Here is a 15495-nt window from a genome sequence, read left to right on the forward strand (position 1 = left end):
TAAGGCTAAGTACTACTGTGTGACCGATAGTGAAACAGTACCGCGAGGGAAAGGTGAAAAGAACCCCGGGAGGGGAGTGAAATAGAACATGAAACCGTGAGCTTACAAGCAATGGGAGCCCGACTAATCGGGTGACCGTGTGCCTGTTGAAGAATGAGCCGGCGACTTATAGGCACTGGCGGGTTAAACCGGAAATGGTGGAGCCACAGCGAAAGCGAGTCTTAATAGGGCGTTTGTCAGTGTTTATAGACCCGAACCCTGGTGATCTAACCATGGCCAGGATGAAGCTTGGGTGATACCAAGTGGAGGTCCGAACCGACTGAAGTTGAAAATTCAGCGGATGAGCTGTGGTTAGGGGTGAAATGCCAATCGAACCAGGAGCTAGCTGGTTCTCCCCGAAATACGTTGAGGCGTAGCGTCTAGTGCTCCAGCAGGGGGGTAAAGCAACCATTTCGGTGCGGGCTGCGAAAGCGGTACCAAATCGATATGAACTCTGAATACCCTGTGTGTAACTAGGCAGTCAGACTGTGGGGGATAAGCTCCATAGTCAAGAGGGAAACAGCCCAGACCGCCAGCTAAGGTCCCAAAATTAACGCTAAGTGATAAAGGAGGTGGGATTGCCCAGACAACCAGGAGGTTTGCCTAGAAGCAGCCATCCTCAAAGGAGTGCGTAATAGCTCACTGGTCGAGCGATCCTGCGCCGAAAATGAACGGGGCTAAGCGTTATACCGAAGCTGCGGATAAATTTATTTATGGTAGGGGAGCGTTCTATGTAGGGTGAAGCGTTAGCGTAAGCGGACGTGGACAGCATAGAAGTGAGAATGTCGGCTTGAGTAGCGAAAACATGGGTGAGAATCCCATGCCCCGAAACCCTAAGGGTTCCTCCGGCAGGCTCGTCCGCGGAGGGTTAGTCTGGACCTAAGGCGAGGCCGAAAGGCGTAGTCGATGGATAACAGGTCAATATTCCTGTACCAGATGTGTTTTGAGAAGGGGGACGGAGAAGGCTAACCAGGCCAGATGTTGGTTACTGGTTCAAGCGTTCGAGGCTTTGAGAGATGGAGAAAACATCTTGAGCTAAGGCGTGAGTACGAGCTGCTACGGCAGCGAAGTTGGTGATGTCATGCTTCCAAGAAAAGCCCTATACTCGTTAAGACACAAATGCCAGTACCCGAAACCGACACAGGTGGGGTGGTAGAGAATACCGAGGGGCGCGAGATAACTCTCTCTAAGGAACTCGGCAAAATGGCCCCGTAACTTCGGGAGAAGGGGTGCCAGCGAGAGCTGGTCGCAGTGAAGAGGCGCAAGCGACTGTTTACCAAAAACACAGGTCTCCGCTAAGTCGCAAGACGATGTATGGGGGCTGACACCTGCCCAGTGCCGGAAGGTTAAGGAAGCTGGTTAGCTTTTAGTGAAGCTGGCGACTGAAGCCCCGGTGAACGGCGGCCGTAACTATAACGGTCCTAAGGTAGCGAAATTCCTTGTCGGGTAAGTTCCGACCCGCACGAAAGGTGTAACGATTTGCGCGCTGTCTCGGAGAGAGGCTCGGCGAAATAGAATTGTCTGTGAAGATGCGGACTACATACACCCGGACAGAAAGACCCTATGAAGCTTTACTGTAGTTTGATATTGTGCTCGGGCTCTGAATGCGCAGAATAGGTGGGAGACGTTGAAATAGTGCTTGTGGGTACTATTGAGTCATCGGTGAGATACCACTCTTTTAGAGCTAGGGTTCTAACGCTTACCCGTTATCCGGGAAGCGGACAGTATCTGATGGGCAGTTTGACTGGGGCGGTCGCCTCCTAAAAGGTAACGGAGGCGCACAAAGGTTCCCTCAGGCTGGTTGGAAATCAGTCGTTGAGTGCAAAAGCAGAAGGGAGCTTGACTGTGAGACCTACAAGTCGAACAGGGACGAAAGTCGGTTTTAGTGATCCGACGGTTCTGCGTGGAAGGGCCGTCGCTCAACGGATAAAAGTTACTCTAGGGATAACAGGCTGATCTCCCCCAAGAGTTCACATCGACGGGGAGGTTTGGCACCTCGATGTCGGCTCATCGCAACCTGGGGCTGAAGTCGGTCCCAAGGGTTGGGCTGTTCGCCCATTAAAGCGGTACGCGAGCTGGGTTCAGAACGTCGTGAGACAGTTCGGTCCATATCCGGTGTATGCGCAGGAATATTGAGAGGATTTCTCCCTAGTACGAGAGGACCGGGAGGAACGCACCTCTGGTGTGCCAGTTATCGTGCCAACGGTAAACGCTGGGTAGCCATGTGCGGAGTGGATAACCGCTGAAAGCATCTAAGTGGGAAGCCCACCTCAAGATGAGTATTGCCATGGCTTAAGCCAGTAAGGTCACGGGAAGAACACCCGTTGATAGGCTCTACGTGGAAGCTTGGTAACAAGTGCAGCGGAGGAGTACTAATAGACCGAGGGCTTGACCAAATAAACTTAATTTATTGTTTTTAATTTATATAATTTTCTATGCAGTTCTCAAGGTTCACACTATCCTGGTGTTCATGGCGATGTGGAACCACTCCGATCCATCTCGAACTCGGTTGTGAAACGCATCAGCGGCGAAAATATTTAGGGGGTAGCCCCTTGAGAAAATAGCTCAATGCCAGGTAAAAATATTTAAAAGGGTTTACTCTTCTTGAGTAAGCCCTTTTTTATTTTTGGCATTTAGGACACCAATGGGTACTTCTTCCAGTAATTTTTTGTCTTTCAATTAAATTTCCACATTTACGACATTCTTTTCCAGTTCTCCTATAGACATTTGTCTGTAAACCAAAATTCCCATTCTCTCCTTCCAAGTCCCTAAAATCGCTAAATGTAGTACCCCCAGAACCTATACTTTTTTTTAATACAGTTACAATTGATTCTTTGAGCTTGATTAACTCATTCTTCTTTATTGTTCGAGCTTCCCTAAAAGGTGAGATGCCAGCAGAGTATAAACTTTCATCAGCATAAATATTACCTATACCTGCCACTATTGTTTGATCTAATAAAATAGCTTTTATAGATTTTGTTCTTTTTGAAATAACTTTCTTAAGGTAATTTGCATCAAAGTCTTTAGAAAATGGTTCTGGTCCTAATGAACCTAATCCTTTAATTATTTTGTTAAGCGATAGGTCTTTATTAATCCACCACATTTGACCAAAACTTCTTACGTCAATGTACCTAAGCTCATTATTATTTTTATCGAAAAATCTTATTCTTGTATGTTTACAAGGATGACTTGAGTTTTCAATAAATTTAAAATATCCAGTCATTCTTAGATGAACTACAAGAAATCCGTTATTTTGTGAATTTTCTAGAGGAAATTGAGTATTCTCATTTTGAACTTCTTTTAATTGAGCTATTAAATATTTTCCTCTTCTATCCCATTTATAAATAAGTGAGTTCAGAAGTCCTTTAATGAATTCTTCTTTGTTTATTGGGAATGCAACAGTTGAATCCCTACAGACTTCTACTTTTTTAATAATAAAGTTATTAAGTTTTTGCTCTAAACCTCTGCGAACAGTTTCTACTTCAGGTAATTCAGGCAATTATTTAAGCTTTCTCTAATTCACTTTCAGCGAAATTATTTGTATTTGCTCCACCATCAGTTCCGCTTATCCCAGCGTAATTTACTTTATCGAATCTGACTACACAGTTATATTTAATACCTGAGGTATCAACTGAAGCAACTTTACCTATTTCATTGTACCAATATGATTCTGGTCTTTTTACTCTTACGAGATCTCCTCTTGAAATTGCCATTACTATTAATTTAACTTTTTGTAGAATAACTCATCATTAATATTCTTAGACAAATTATTCACACATATTAATTAAAAGTTTTAACAAAAATCATTTATTAAATTATTTTCGAATTCTTCTTTAGCAGGCTTACTTCCCATCCATTTCCTACCAGGTATTCTTACATCTAATTCATTTGTATCACAATTGATTGAAAGAATAAGTTTTTTATTTTCTTGATTTAGTACGTTTAAAACTTTTCTACCTTTAATATCTTTATATGATTTACTTTGGATAATTATAGGACCATAAATTTTTTTATCTAACTCAAGTAAGTCATTATTTTTTTTATTTTCAGTTGTTTCATAATTTTCTGAATTAATTGTGTTCTTTTTTCTTATTATGAGCTTTTGACCAACTTTTATTGAATCAGGATTATTGAGATTATTAATCTCTATCAGATCGATTACTTTTAAATTATATTTGTTTGATATCTCAGTAAGATTTTCACCAGTTTGAACAATATGATAATTATTTATTAAATCTGATTGTTTTGTAAGATTTTCAGTAGATTCGGAGATAATAAGATTTTGGCCAACAAAGATATAATTTTCATCTTTTAAGTTATTCAATTTAATAATTAAATCTTTATTTATTGAATAGAATTTTGAAATACTTGATATTGTATCTCCACTTTTTACAATATGAATTTTTTTTATTTCAGTTTTTTCTTCAGTAATTGATTCTTTTCTAGCAATATTCTCAATTTTATTTTTTGCTGAAAATATTTTTTCTTCTGATTTTATCAATGAGTGATTAAAAAAATTAATAAATATGGCAATTACTAAAAATGCAAATTTCATAAAACTCACTATTTATTTAAAGATAATCTTTAAATTTAAAATCGCTAGGTTTTTGAAAACAATTTAAGTAATTTAAACCTGAAAAATAAACTTTAAAAATTTCTTTACTCTTTCATAGGGGGGATACCGCAGATTTGAATCAAATAAAAAACCTTTAAAAGTAATAGATTTTTGATTTGAAAAATTTCGAAAACCTTCTTCTCCATGAAATTTACCAATACCACTTTGCCCAACGCCTCCAAACGGTAAATTTGGAATAAGGACTGGTAACATCACATCATTTATACAAATTGTTCCTGAGCTGGTTACTTTTGAAATATGATTATGGATTTTTTTATTGCCTCCAAATAAGTAGATTGCTAATGGTTTTGATGTTTGACTAATCTGTTTTAAAGCTGATTCCTTATCATTAATTCCAACTACAGGAAGTAGTGAACTGAATAATTCTTTCTGCAAAATATCTGTTTCATTTAATTTAGTTCTCAAAATTGTAGGAGATATTTTCAACTTTTTTTTACTAAAAGTCCCCCCAAATAAAATTCTTTTTTCTTTTTTATATTGTTTGAGAATTTCTACAGTTGATGTAAATTGTTTTTTCTCCAATTTTGATAGGTTTTCGGAAATAATTGGATTATCTCCGTAAAAACTTACTATGTATTTCTTTAATTTTTCTATAAAAATATTTTCAATTTCTTTATCTACAAAGATATGATTCGGAGCCATGCAGGATTGACCAGAATTAAAAAATTTACCCCAAACAATTCTTTTTGCAGCCACTTCTAAATTTGCATTCTTGAAAACAATTACAGGATTTGTTCCGCTTAACTCAAGAGTTAATGGAGTTAAGTTTTTTGAAGCTAATTTCATTATAGATTTTCCAGTTTCAGTACTTCCTGTAAAAAAAATGTGGTCAAAATTTTGTTCAATTAATTTTATGGATTGTTTATTATCACCCTCTACTGTCATTAGGACATCTTTACGGAAATATTTGGAAGTAAGCTTTTTAATAAGTTTTGAGGTCGCAGGACATTTCTCTGATGGTTTTATAACTGCAGTATTTCCTGCTGAGAAAATATTTACCAATGGCTTTAAAACATAAAGTAATGGATAATTATAAGGACCAAGAATTAAGACACACCCAAGAGGTTCATAAATAACTTTGGAGGATGATGGAAATAGATAAAAAGGTGTATCAATCTTTTTTGGTCGCATCCAAGAATTGAGTTTCTTTTTTATGAGTGAAATTTCTTCTTTCACTAAAAGGATTTCTGAAAGCCCTTCAATTTCAGATTTACCTAGATCAACAAAAAGTGATTTTATTATCTCTTTTTTATTTTCATCCAAAAGTTTAGAAACTATATTGATATGTTGGATCCGCCATTTTATATCTTCAGTTTTACCAGTGAGAACTGTATTTTTTAATTTATAAATGTCTTCTAAATGAAATTTATCAGAAATTTTCATTTTTTACCTTTGAATAGTATTAAATATATCAGAGGATAAATTGTAAATAACTAAGGTTTTTAGCCAATTAAATCAAAGTGAATGATTTATGAGAAATAATCAAATTTATTAATATTGCCTTTAAAAATTCAAATTTTTCTTGGTTAGTATATTTCTATGAGGGAAAATTTTTCAATTAGATTGATATCTATAAATGAAATACCAGAAGTCACAAACTGGGCAAGGTTAGAAGGATTTTCTCCTGGAATGGATGACGTATCAATTTATAGAAATACAGATAAACAAGGGGTATGGGTAGCTTGTCTCGACAATAATCCTATAGGTTCTATTGCGTGTATAAAATATAATTCCTCGTATGGTTTTATAGGTTTATTTATCGTTAAAAAAGAATTCCGAAATAATGGATATGGAGTGAGATTATGGAAACATGCCCTCGAATATTTGAAAAATGTTGATTGTATTGGTCTTGAGGCTGCCCCAGATAGATTGAATGATTACGCAAAGTGGGGGTTTAGAAAATCTTCCATTACAAATCGATGGAAATTAAATGGTTCTCAAGATTTGCCATTGAGAAATTTCTATAAAGATCAATTTCATTCTTTTAAAGTTGTCCCGGGTAATAAAATTTCTTCTGAAGCAGTCTTAATTTATGATGATCAAAGAGAACCTAGTCCCAGACCACATTTTCTAAATGACTGGTTGAAAAATTCTCATGGTAATGTCAGTGCAATTGTCGATAATAATGGGATGTGCCATGGATTTGGCAGGATAAGACCTTGTGTATTGGAGGATAATGAGCAAGGCTGGAGAATCGGACCTCTTTTAGCGGATACTCCACCACTTGCTGAATTATTAATAAGGGAGTTAGTTGGTGATTTAGATGCCCAAATCTTATTGGATTGCTCTAATCTGAATCCTTATGCAAATTATCTTTTATCAAGTTTGGGATTTGAGGAAATATCAAAAACTTACAGAATGTATAAAGGCATTCAACCTCCCTGCCCTATGAATCAAGTATATGGACTTGCCTGCTTGGAACTGGGGTGATTTCCTTTAAAGCGTTCATTTCCCCTTTTGTTTCTGTAATACTGAAAGAAGTTTGTTTGATTAAGATTAACTTCCAGAAGGTTTCAAAATTTTTTCTACAATATCGGCGTTGATTATAGTGATCTCTCCATTGTCAATATTGGCAACTTGAAACAAGGTCCATGAATTTGGATTTCTAGCTCCTCCAATACAGTCGATAACTTGACCGACCCAATAATTTTCATTCTTTTCCTTAGTATCTTCGCAATTTTCTTTTTTAATTGCGACATAATCACCAGGCCTAACGAAAAGAAACTCAGGAGTTGCTGAGCTCACAATAAATAACTAATAGTATATACGTACTATAGTAAGTTATTAGTTTTGTTGCTGAACTTTGAATTATTTAGCAAACTAGGGGTAATTCAAAAATAAAATGGAATCAACTGAAATTGCTATATTTTCAACATTATTGGGGTTAATTTTAGCTTTAACTGACGCTTATATAGAAAGAAATATTCCTGGATAATATTTCCAATTCATTTCTTAAATTAAATAAGATTTAAGCTGGTCTAATATGTCGGCACGGTTGGAAACTAATTTTGTAAAAACTAAATATATCAACCCTCCCATTGCGAGCCTTCCGTTAATTTTTTCTAACTGCTTTAGTTTTCTCAAAAATTACCCTTGCTGTTAAATAAAATTTAAAGGGTATAGAAAATAAAAAAGTATTGATTACTTCAAAATTAAAAAAAAATTATAGAAATATTATTTCAAACACGAATTAAATTTAAAGCCAAGCTTCTTTCATCTCAAGATAAAGTCTCTCGCTCTCAGCAGAATTAATTTTGCTGTCTGAATAGGATTGTTGCTGTTGCTGTTGCTGCTGCTGAGTTGAGTTAGTATTAGGATTTTGGACTTCGCTCATTAGAGGGGCTGAATATTTGTGTTTATTCTCTCATATTTAGAGCTTTTTTTGTCAACTTAAATTCTTAAATTTTATTTAAATTTTCTACGCTTTTAATTTTCCTGTTTTGAGTGAATTTATTTCGCTACAGTAGTTTTGGTATATAGGAATTTGACTTCCCAATATACAACTCCTAGGAAGATAGCACTTGCAATAATAATTTCAGAAATGGCTAACATTTTATTTTTCAATACTAATTTAATTTTGGTATCAATTTACACAGAATGCAATAGGTACTAATTACATTTTAGATTTTAAAAAATCTTATTTAATAAAATAACGCGTCGAAATAATATAAAATTTTAAGTTAGATACATATTATTTTCGTGGGAAATTTCATAAATTCAACAACTCTTATACCTTTAATACCTTTAGTAACCTCTTTATTTATTCTTATTTTATTGGCAAGTTTTAACAGAACACTTAACAGGTTAACAAAACCAGTTACTGCACTGGTTGCATTATCTTTATTAAGTTCTGCTTTTATAAGCTCATTTGACTATTTTAAGAAAATAGAAGAAGAATTAGTTTTATCTGAATTTCTCAAATTTTTTGAAGAAAAAAATTTAGTTATACATCTCAATTTAGTAAATGAAAAAATTATAATTTTTTTCTCATTAATAATGATATTAATTATTGGAATATCTTTTTATAAATTGCCTAGAAAAAAAGGTTATGTCTCATTAATGATTAGCCTAGGATTAATTTCTTCTTCGGTGATGCTCTCAATATTGCTAATAGATTTCTCAGCACTAATCTAAACTGTTGTAAGCATTGACAAAGCTTCGTTAAGTTCTTGGACATGATTTAATTCATCTTGAGCAATTTCTTTTATTTTTTGATCATTTGGATTATCTATTAAATATTTGGAATAAGTTTCAAATGCATGTTCTTCGATTTTTATGTTGACATCATAAGCATTAGCTGGAGAGAGGAAATAATAAAAAACCATGATCCAGTAATAGACAAGCACAAGGTGTCTCGCAAAAAATCTATCAATCCAGAACCTATCTCCTCCTCTTTTCTCCATTTCTTTAAGATGCTCAGTTTCGTTAATAGCTTGATAAAAATGTTCTTTCATTAAAATCATTGTTTTTTCATTTTTAATTCCTAGGGATTCTTTAAAATGAAGAACTGAAAGAAATGCAAAATAAGGTGATCTAGCTATAACTTCTAAAACCCAAAATCTTTGTAAAGATCTACCAGAGTATATGAAGTCTAAGAAGTTAACTGTACTATTCAAAATCAAAGAATTTAATTTCTTCATAAATTTAGTTTTTCTTTAAGTATAATTACTCAGCCGCTCGAGGACTATGATGTATTGAAGTAATTAACCAAAAATTAATATTTATAGTCTAAAAATTGTTACTTCCATTGAAATATTTTTTTTTCATGCATTAATTGGATAGATAAAAATTTTATATGACAACTACTGAAAAAATTGCAAATGCCAAAAAGAGGATTGATGAATTAGAAAGACTTATAAAATTTTGGAATGATTCAGACCATGATGAGGCAAAAATAGTAAATTTTTCAAAGAACATTGAAAATAAAGTTGCTTAGATTGTGAAGATTAAGGCTAATTAAGTTTATCTACTTAAAGTGATTTAATATCTTTGAGGTTTCGAATATTGTTTAATTTATAAATAGAGCAATTAAACCTATTCTCAAAAACGGTAAGGAAGAAATAATCTAAAAGAAAAATCTATATGAAAACCTTTTCAAAAAAATATTTAGTTCCGATTAAATTTATACCATGGGTTTTTTGGGTATTTATATCTTTTATGAGTATATATTTGTGTAAGATAGCCTGGGTAAATTGAATAATTAATGGATCTAGCTTCTCCTTAGCCAACCAGGAGCACCGCCAAACCAATCCGATATATCATCTTCATTTGGGTTGAAATGATTTTCTTTATCTAGTCCATCTATCCCAAATGATTGTAAGAGGTTATCAATCCCCCCATCATTTTTTGTACCATTCCTTCTAAAGCTGTTAGCTTTTTTCAGCCAAAGAGAAATTGTCGAATTATGGTGTGCAAATTTCTCAACATATATCCTTTCTTCTAATGTAATTGATTTATCTTGAGCAATTCTTTTAATTATTCCTTGGATCTTTAGTCTTTTTGCATTACTAAGAAGCATTTTTGATCAATTCATTATTCTTTTTATAGGAAGGATTACTAAATATATCTTGTCAATGTTAATTTCAACAAATTAACTATTTTAAGAGGTTTTTAAGCAATAAAAGTCTTAAGACACTAAAAAAAGGGATCAATAAGTTACTTATGATACTTTTATTCATTTATCAAACTTATAATTCCCACAAATTAGATAAAAAAAATCAATCCATTCTCAAAGACATTTTAAAATTTAAGAAAAGTCGACTCAGTTGTTGCATAATAGTAAATCTGTACTATTATTAGTACAGATGTATTATTAAGACATGAAAGTGATTTCATCTTCTCCTTATGCCCCTTTTAATTCAAAAGAGTGGAATTCTCTAATAAGCAAAAATGTAAAGTTTGAAAATACTCCAATAAAGATTCAAAAAAAATTTTATAGAACTTTTACTCTAAAAAAGATTGAAAAAGATAAACTTTTGCAAGAGAAGAATGAATTGCACCAACAAATGCAACTTGTATTCGGATAGAAAAATATTAACTAACAATCTTTTTATTGAATATTATTTTACGAGATCCAATTTTTTGTTAGATTAGTAGAAATACAAGAAGGATTTAATTTGGCTGTTGATCGAGAACTTTTAAAAGAAGTTACCCAAGAACTTTGGAATACCGTAAAAAAACTAAGACCTGAAATAGATCGGCAAACTCGACTTCAATTAGTTTTAAAGGCCTTATTAACTATTGGAGATTTACCAGATCAAATGCAAGCTGCCATGGTAGTAGGTGTTTGCGCAGAAATGGATAAAAGTGATGTTGATAATGTTGAAACTAATTCACAAACTAAAGATTCAAGCGGAGTTGATACTTCTACAGGCAGAAAAGTAGTTAGAAGAAGTTCAGCTAAATAAACCTTAAACGATCATCCTTTAATTTTCTTTGATTCGTTTTTATTAAGTCTATTGAATAGGTAATATGAAATTACAAGTAAGAGAGGAACGAATATTGAATGTAAAGTCATCATTAATTCTGTTTGGCCCATTCCTATAAGATTTGACTCGTTTGGAAGTTGTTCTGACCAAGTGCCAACTAAATGCCAGGCTTGAGGAATTGATAAGAAAAACATATAAGAGCTATAAGTTAAGTTTATGTTCAGATAAAGATTATCATTATTGAACGTTTTTGCTTTCTTTATTCTTATTTCTTAACTAAGTATTTGTAGAGTTATAAAAAAGAACTTGATTCATAAATTTATTTTCTTAAGAAGAGTTTTAAATTCTTTTTTACCAATAATTTTTTCAGCTGCGTAAGCGCCACTTGCTGAAACAGCAGGAATTCCAATACCTGGAAATGTACTTGCACCGCAAGTAAATAAATTTTTCACTGGAGTTTTGCAGCCTGGGAAAAGACCTTTTGCTGCAGATAATGCAGGGCCGTAACTACCGCAATAGGTATTGGTGAATTTTTTATGAGTGATTGGGGTTCCTAGCATCTTTAAATCAATCCTTTCATCTATATCAGGGATGAATTTTCGCACTGCATTAAGGAATATTGAACATCTTTCTTCTTTCAAATTTCTATATTCTAATTCCTTTGGATTTAGGTTTTCCCAAATTTCCCAAGGTTCATTTGCGGGAGTATATCCATGAAGAACATGTTTTCCTTCAGGGGCCATATTTTTATCTAAAACAGATGGGATTGAAAATACAGCTATATTTCTTTCTGCGGTTATACCTTTTTCCCACTCATCAACATGTATCGCATGTATTGGCAAATTTTCAAGACCATCAGCATCAAAACCTAGATGTATATGAAGGAAAGAATCACATTTATTAGGGTTCAAAACTTTTGTATTCCATTTTTTTGAAATTTCATTTGGAATTAACTTTTTTAAATTCCAAACATCAGTATTCGTGACAACAGATTCACAACTATAACTAGAACCATTATTAAGAGTTATACCTGTGGCTAAATTTTTATTGAAGTTAATTGTCTTTACTCTCGAAGAAAGAATTAATTCTCCTCCATTTTTTTTAAATCCATTAATTAAGGCTTTTACGATAGATTCACTACCTCCTTTGGGGTATTCAAGGTATGAATTTGGTTCAAACCATTCGTTAAATAAAGTAGCCATCGCAGCTGTATTTGTATCATGCATTGACATACCACTTATCAAAAAGCTCAATAAATCAACCCAATTTCTGAGAAAAGGATCCTCTAGATGATTATTTACTAAATTCCCAAAGCCTTTATTAATTTTTGGTATTTGATTGATATTAGGTAAAAATTTTGAGGTTAAATTTATTAGATCTAAGAAATTTATTGATTCGGGAGAAAATGAGAGTAAAGGTATTTCATTTATTATTTGGCTAAGAGGTTTTATTCCGGAAATAAATGATTCCCATTCTTTAACAGATTTCTCACCTCTTAAAGTTTTAATTGTTTGTTTAAAAGGTTCTTCCCCCACATCAAGATTAAAATTGCCTTCTGGGACAATTACTTGCCAACCTTTGTATTGAAATAGTTCAACTTCTTCATCAAGTAATTTAAGAATTTGCCCTAGGGGATTAGTTGTCGGCCATTTACCTATTCCACTCCACAATGAAGGACCTGATTCGAAAGTGTAACCTTTTCTTTTGAAACTGTGAGCAACACCTCCCGGTTGGGTATGTGCTTCACATATAAGTACTTTTTTGCCTGATAAAGCGAGAATCGAACCACAACATAATCCCCCTATTCCACTACCTACTATTACAACATCGTACTTTTCCATTAAATATTTACTTTACTCTTCTCGCCCAACTAACTAGTTTTAGACAAATGTATTAGTTGAAGTTGTAATACTTAGTACAACAGCTAGGAAAAATATGTAAGGGACTGCTTTTAGAGGGATGTATCCTTGACTTTTAGAAATAAAATCCATTAATTTAGTTACTTTATGTAAATATATTAACGAGATCTTGTTCCTTATGTGTGCCATAAAATTATTTTTTTGGAAATATTTTGAAATAAAGAAATCTTTTTGGAGATATTTTTAACTAAGAACATTTTTTATAGAGTTATCTTAGTATTTGATTCTTAGATTAAAATCTATTATGAAACAATTTCCTGATATTAATGAGATAAAACTTTTAGAAAAAAATTCTCAAAAAAACGGTAGCGGAATTTTATATGAGGAATTGTTAGGAATATGGAAGTTTAAGTATGTATGGGGAAAGGAGTCAGATGAAATCAAAAATATACCCAGTTCGATTCTCCAAGTATTGTCGGCAAGACTCGAATTAAAAAGTAAAAATAAAGAGGATCAAATAAATTATGAAATAAAAAATTCAATTAATTTCGGATTATTAAATATTACTTTTATAGGCAGCGCAGAATTAAAAGGGATTAGACCTTTATTGGCTTTCTATTTTGAAGAATTGAAAATTAGTATTAGTAGTTTTCCTATATTTAATAAGGAATTAAAAAAACCAGAAGATAAAAAAATGCCTTTTTTCTCACTTGTAGGAATTAGCACTAAAGATAATTGGTTATGTGCTCGAGGCAGGGGCGGAGGGCTTGCAATATGGGTTAAGTCTTAATTTAGTGGTATTCTCCTGGATGATCTACCTTTCTTACGGTAACTTTATCAACTTTTTGTCCATTAAATCTTAAGAGATCATCTCCTGAAAAGTCATAACCTAAGCGTTGACCTATTAGGGCTACATCATCTGCTGTAGAGGATGTCGTAACCTGCTTTTTTAATTCTTCATCAGATTGCATCTTAATTAAAAATTTTCTTATTTCAGAAAAACTCATTACTAGAATTTGATTGATTGATGTTAAAGAAATTTATAAAATCTTTTTCTTAGCAAGAACAAGATAAATAGATAATCATTATACTATTTTTATGACTTACTTATTCCTCTATATAGTTGGCATAATTTTAATATGGTGGATATATCGTGTCGGTTGGCTTGAGGCGCTCAAAACAGTAGTTAAAGTTATAGTTCCCTCAGCGCTTATTATTTTATTTAACATAAAAGCCGGAAGATTACTTTTTAAAAGTCCTGTAGTCGGTTTATTAAGCGCTTTGCCTACCTCTATTTTTATTTTTAGAGGTTCATTGCCTTTAGTTAGTTATATAAATAACTGGATTGAAAATAAAATAAATAAGTATGATGATTCGGAAGTTATAGATACTGATTCTGTGCCTTTAGATGATTAATTTAATTTAATTCAATCAAAGCCAAGAAATAATTCTTTGTGTACAACAAGAACATCAAATAAAGTTGTTCCATGAATAGGACTTAATGGGATTTTGTCTATATTCAATGCTTCTGCGCAAATTAAATGAGCATCCCATTTTGTATTGTGATCACTTATTTCAATTGACCACTCAATTACTTTTTTGAAATGATCTGGCATCTCCGAACCAATTTTTCTGCAAATTTGACATAGAACTGACAAAAGAGGAGGTTTTGATGGCCTTTTTAAATCTTTAATAAGACTAGGTTGTGTAAAAACACTTGTATAGCGGATGTAGTCTATCAATTCATATTCTTCTTTAGTAAGAGCTGCTTTATCTAATGCTCTTTCAAATTCGTCTATGGGGGTTATGGGCCTATCCAAGATATTATTTTTTGCTGTTTTCTGAATCTATTTTTTCTTGATTAATTTCATTGGTTTGATTGCTTTCTATAGATTTAGGAGATTCATCTTTATCTTCTTCGTTCATAACTTGATCGATTTCATTTTGAAATTCATTCGACGCTTTTTTAAGACTTTTCAAAGTTTTACCAAGCTGTTTTCCTAATTCTGGAAGCTTTTTTGGACCAAAAATTAAAAGAGCTAAGATAAGTATTACAGTAACTTCAGGCAAACCTACACCAAAAATATTCATAACTGATAACTATTTAACTAATTAGGAAATCTACTATTAAATATAGTCAAATCATGTGAAAATTTCATTCTCGGAAGAGCTTTTTTTAATATTAAAAAATTTTGAAAAATATTATTGTTATTAATACTCCTTTAAAGAAAACTAACCAAAGTAATTGATAATCACTCAATTTGAATTTTTTTTGGTACCAATTTATAAGAGTTTTATGTTTATCTATTAATTTTCTCATTTTCACCGAGATTATTTATTACTATCACTTATTTTATCTTAATTTCTTTTATTATTATTTTATAGAAATCCTAGATTCAACTCAAATTAGATTATTCTATTAATTTTTAATCTTTTTCAAAAATAATTTTTTTCTAAATTATTGAAACTATTCAGTATATTAATACTATCTTAAAAAAATGAAGTACTTATTTTTTGTTTTTTATCTATTTTT

The 15495-nt window shown here is 32.7% G+C and carries 20 protein-coding genes and 2 rRNA genes; 9 read left to right on the forward strand and 13 right to left on the reverse strand.

Features of this window, described 5'->3' with window-relative positions; all coding sequences use genetic code 11:
- Positions 1-2435 (forward strand): 23S ribosomal RNA (locus MK115_RS08070); the annotation flags it as partial.
- Positions 2436-2499: 64 nt separating this feature from the next.
- Positions 2500-2616, forward strand: a 5S ribosomal RNA gene (gene rrf / locus MK115_RS08075).
- Between the two features lie 43 nt (positions 2617-2659).
- Here the strand turns inward: rrf and MK115_RS08080 are convergent.
- From MK115_RS08080 to MK115_RS08095, 4 genes are all read right to left on the reverse strand, one after another.
- Complete coding sequence (locus tag MK115_RS08080; protein ID WP_287610697.1) at positions 2660-3538, reverse strand: DNA-formamidopyrimidine glycosylase; 879 nt, start codon at positions 3536-3538, stop codon at positions 2660-2662.
- A gap of 4 nt (positions 3539-3542) precedes the next feature.
- On the reverse strand, positions 3543-3752 hold the full coding sequence (locus MK115_RS08085) for a photosystem I reaction center subunit IV (RefSeq protein WP_011817817.1): 210 nt from the start codon (positions 3750-3752) through the stop codon (positions 3543-3545).
- An 80-nt stretch (positions 3753-3832) separates the two neighbouring features.
- Positions 3833-4594, reverse strand: coding sequence for a LysM peptidoglycan-binding domain-containing protein (locus tag MK115_RS08090; protein ID WP_287610700.1), 762 nt, complete (start codon positions 4592-4594; stop codon positions 3833-3835).
- A gap of 72 nt (positions 4595-4666) precedes the next feature.
- Positions 4667-6058, reverse strand: a complete 1392-nt coding sequence (locus MK115_RS08095) for an aldehyde dehydrogenase family protein (protein ID WP_287610701.1) — start codon at positions 6056-6058, stop codon at positions 4667-4669.
- A gap of 156 nt (positions 6059-6214) precedes the next feature.
- Here MK115_RS08095 and MK115_RS08100 point away from each other — a divergent pair, with 156 nt between their 5' ends.
- Positions 6215-7105, forward strand: a complete 891-nt coding sequence (locus MK115_RS08100; protein WP_287610702.1) for a GNAT family N-acetyltransferase — start codon at positions 6215-6217, stop codon at positions 7103-7105.
- Between the two features lie 66 nt (positions 7106-7171).
- Here the strand turns inward: MK115_RS08100 and MK115_RS08105 are convergent, their stop codons facing one another.
- Both MK115_RS08105 and MK115_RS08110 read right to left on the reverse strand, forming a co-directional pair.
- Positions 7172-7420, reverse strand: a complete 249-nt coding sequence (locus MK115_RS08105) for a DUF3104 domain-containing protein (RefSeq protein ID WP_025922913.1) — start codon at positions 7418-7420, stop codon at positions 7172-7174.
- A 451-nt stretch (positions 7421-7871) separates the two neighbouring features.
- Entirely contained in the window at positions 7872-8009 is a 138-nt protein-coding gene (locus tag MK115_RS08110; protein ID WP_002807298.1) for a hypothetical protein, read from the reverse strand.
- A 365-nt stretch (positions 8010-8374) separates the two neighbouring features.
- Between MK115_RS08110 and MK115_RS08115 the strand changes: the two genes are divergently transcribed.
- Positions 8375-8809 carry an NADH-quinone oxidoreductase gene (locus MK115_RS08115; protein WP_287610703.1) on the forward strand — a complete coding sequence of 145 codons (435 nt, stop codon included), beginning with the start codon at positions 8375-8377 and terminating at the stop codon, positions 8807-8809.
- Here the strand turns inward: MK115_RS08115 and MK115_RS08120 are convergent.
- Entirely contained in the window at positions 8806-9315 is a 510-nt protein-coding gene (locus MK115_RS08120; protein ID WP_025890435.1) for an alternative oxidase, read from the reverse strand. The genes MK115_RS08115 and MK115_RS08120 overlap by 4 nt on opposite strands.
- Positions 9316-9470: 155 nt before the next feature.
- On the opposite strand from MK115_RS08120, the gene MK115_RS08125 reads away from it, so the two are divergent.
- A complete protein-coding gene (locus tag MK115_RS08125; RefSeq protein ID WP_002805778.1) occupies positions 9471-9611 on the forward strand; it encodes a hypothetical protein in 141 nt (46 codons plus the stop codon).
- Between the two features lie 273 nt (positions 9612-9884).
- Here the strand turns inward: MK115_RS08125 and MK115_RS08130 are convergent, their stop codons facing one another.
- Entirely contained in the window at positions 9885-10193 is a 309-nt protein-coding gene (locus MK115_RS08130; protein ID WP_209127602.1) for a DUF8638 family protein, read from the reverse strand.
- 301 nt (positions 10194-10494) lie between these two features.
- Here MK115_RS08130 and MK115_RS08135 point away from each other — a divergent pair, with 301 nt between their 5' ends.
- Both MK115_RS08135 and MK115_RS08140 read left to right on the forward strand, forming a co-directional pair.
- Positions 10495-10701 carry a hypothetical protein gene (locus MK115_RS08135; protein ID WP_075449072.1) on the forward strand — a complete coding sequence of 69 codons (207 nt, stop codon included), beginning with the start codon at positions 10495-10497 and terminating at the stop codon, positions 10699-10701.
- Between the two features lie 90 nt (positions 10702-10791).
- Positions 10792-11082, forward strand: a complete 291-nt coding sequence (locus MK115_RS08140; RefSeq protein ID WP_011817831.1) for a TIGR03894 family protein — start codon at positions 10792-10794, stop codon at positions 11080-11082.
- Positions 11083-11093: 11 nt separating this feature from the next.
- Here the strand turns inward: MK115_RS08140 and MK115_RS08145 are convergent, their stop codons facing one another.
- Both MK115_RS08145 and MK115_RS08150 read right to left on the reverse strand, forming a co-directional pair.
- Complete coding sequence (locus MK115_RS08145) at positions 11094-11297, reverse strand: hypothetical protein (protein ID WP_025922916.1); 204 nt, start codon at positions 11295-11297, stop codon at positions 11094-11096.
- Between the two features lie 117 nt (positions 11298-11414).
- Complete coding sequence (locus MK115_RS08150) at positions 11415-12944, reverse strand: phytoene desaturase family protein (protein WP_287610704.1); 1530 nt, start codon at positions 12942-12944, stop codon at positions 11415-11417.
- Between the two features lie 322 nt (positions 12945-13266).
- Between MK115_RS08150 and MK115_RS08155 the strand changes: the two genes are divergently transcribed.
- Positions 13267-13752 (forward strand): hypothetical protein, encoded by a 486-nt coding sequence (locus MK115_RS08155; protein ID WP_287610705.1) that lies wholly within the window; start codon positions 13267-13269, stop codon positions 13750-13752.
- 1 nt (position 13753) lies between these two features.
- Here MK115_RS08155 and MK115_RS08160 read toward each other — a convergent pair whose 3' ends face one another.
- Positions 13754-13969, reverse strand: a complete 216-nt coding sequence (locus tag MK115_RS08160; protein ID WP_011817836.1) for a Nif11-like leader peptide family natural product precursor — start codon at positions 13967-13969, stop codon at positions 13754-13756.
- Positions 13970-14060: 91 nt separating this feature from the next.
- On the opposite strand from MK115_RS08160, the gene MK115_RS08165 reads away from it, so the two are divergent.
- Entirely contained in the window at positions 14061-14378 is a 318-nt protein-coding gene (locus MK115_RS08165) for a hypothetical protein (protein ID WP_025933127.1), read from the forward strand.
- An 11-nt stretch (positions 14379-14389) separates the two neighbouring features.
- Here MK115_RS08165 and MK115_RS08170 read toward each other — a convergent pair whose 3' ends face one another.
- A complete protein-coding gene (locus tag MK115_RS08170; protein WP_002806001.1) occupies positions 14390-14782 on the reverse strand; it encodes a nuclear hormone receptor family protein in 393 nt (130 codons plus the stop codon).
- A 4-nt stretch (positions 14783-14786) separates the two neighbouring features.
- Complete coding sequence (locus tag MK115_RS08175; protein WP_025891414.1) at positions 14787-15053, reverse strand: TatA/E family twin arginine-targeting protein translocase; 267 nt, start codon at positions 15051-15053, stop codon at positions 14787-14789.
- Positions 15054-15495: the final 442 nt, after the last annotated feature.

Source organism: Prochlorococcus sp. ALOHA_ZT_50 (genome assembly GCF_022447305.1).
In the GTDB taxonomy this organism is placed as follows: Bacteria; Cyanobacteriota; Cyanobacteriia; order PCC-6307; family Cyanobiaceae; genus Prochlorococcus_A.

Bases quoted from the DNA above. Each gene is read 5' to 3' on its own strand.
- MK115_RS08085 (WP_011817817.1), bottom strand. From the start codon at position 3,752: ATGGCAATTTCAAGAGGAGATCTCGTAAGAGTAAAAAGACCAGAATCA.
- MK115_RS08090 (WP_287610700.1), bottom strand. From the start codon at position 4,594: ATGAAATTTGCATTTTTAGTAATTGCCATATTTATTAATTTTTTTAAT.
- MK115_RS08095 (WP_287610701.1), bottom strand. From the start codon at position 6,058: ATGAAAATTTCTGATAAATTTCATTTAGAAGACATTTATAAATTAAAA.
- MK115_RS08100 (WP_287610702.1), top strand. From the start codon at position 6,215: ATGAGGGAAAATTTTTCAATTAGATTGATATCTATAAATGAAATACCA.
- MK115_RS08110 (WP_002807298.1), bottom strand. From the start codon at position 8,009: ATGAGCGAAGTCCAAAATCCTAATACTAACTCAACTCAGCAGCAGCAA.
- MK115_RS08120 (WP_025890435.1), bottom strand. From the start codon at position 9,315: ATGAAGAAATTAAATTCTTTGATTTTGAATAGTACAGTTAACTTCTTA.
- MK115_RS08125 (WP_002805778.1), top strand. From the start codon at position 9,471: ATGACAACTACTGAAAAAATTGCAAATGCCAAAAAGAGGATTGATGAA.
- MK115_RS08130 (WP_209127602.1), bottom strand. From the start codon at position 10,193: ATGCTTCTTAGTAATGCAAAAAGACTAAAGATCCAAGGAATAATTAAA.
- MK115_RS08135 (WP_075449072.1), top strand. From the start codon at position 10,495: ATGAAAGTGATTTCATCTTCTCCTTATGCCCCTTTTAATTCAAAAGAG.
- MK115_RS08145 (WP_025922916.1), bottom strand. From the start codon at position 11,297: ATGTTTTTCTTATCAATTCCTCAAGCCTGGCATTTAGTTGGCACTTGG.
- MK115_RS08150 (WP_287610704.1), bottom strand. From the start codon at position 12,944: ATGGAAAAGTACGATGTTGTAATAGTAGGTAGTGGAATAGGGGGATTA.
- MK115_RS08155 (WP_287610705.1), top strand. From the start codon at position 13,267: ATGAAACAATTTCCTGATATTAATGAGATAAAACTTTTAGAAAAAAAT.
- MK115_RS08160 (WP_011817836.1), bottom strand. From the start codon at position 13,969: ATGAGTTTTTCTGAAATAAGAAAATTTTTAATTAAGATGCAATCTGAT.
- MK115_RS08165 (WP_025933127.1), top strand. From the start codon at position 14,061: ATGACTTACTTATTCCTCTATATAGTTGGCATAATTTTAATATGGTGG.
- MK115_RS08175 (WP_025891414.1), bottom strand. From the start codon at position 15,053: ATGAATATTTTTGGTGTAGGTTTGCCTGAAGTTACTGTAATACTTATC.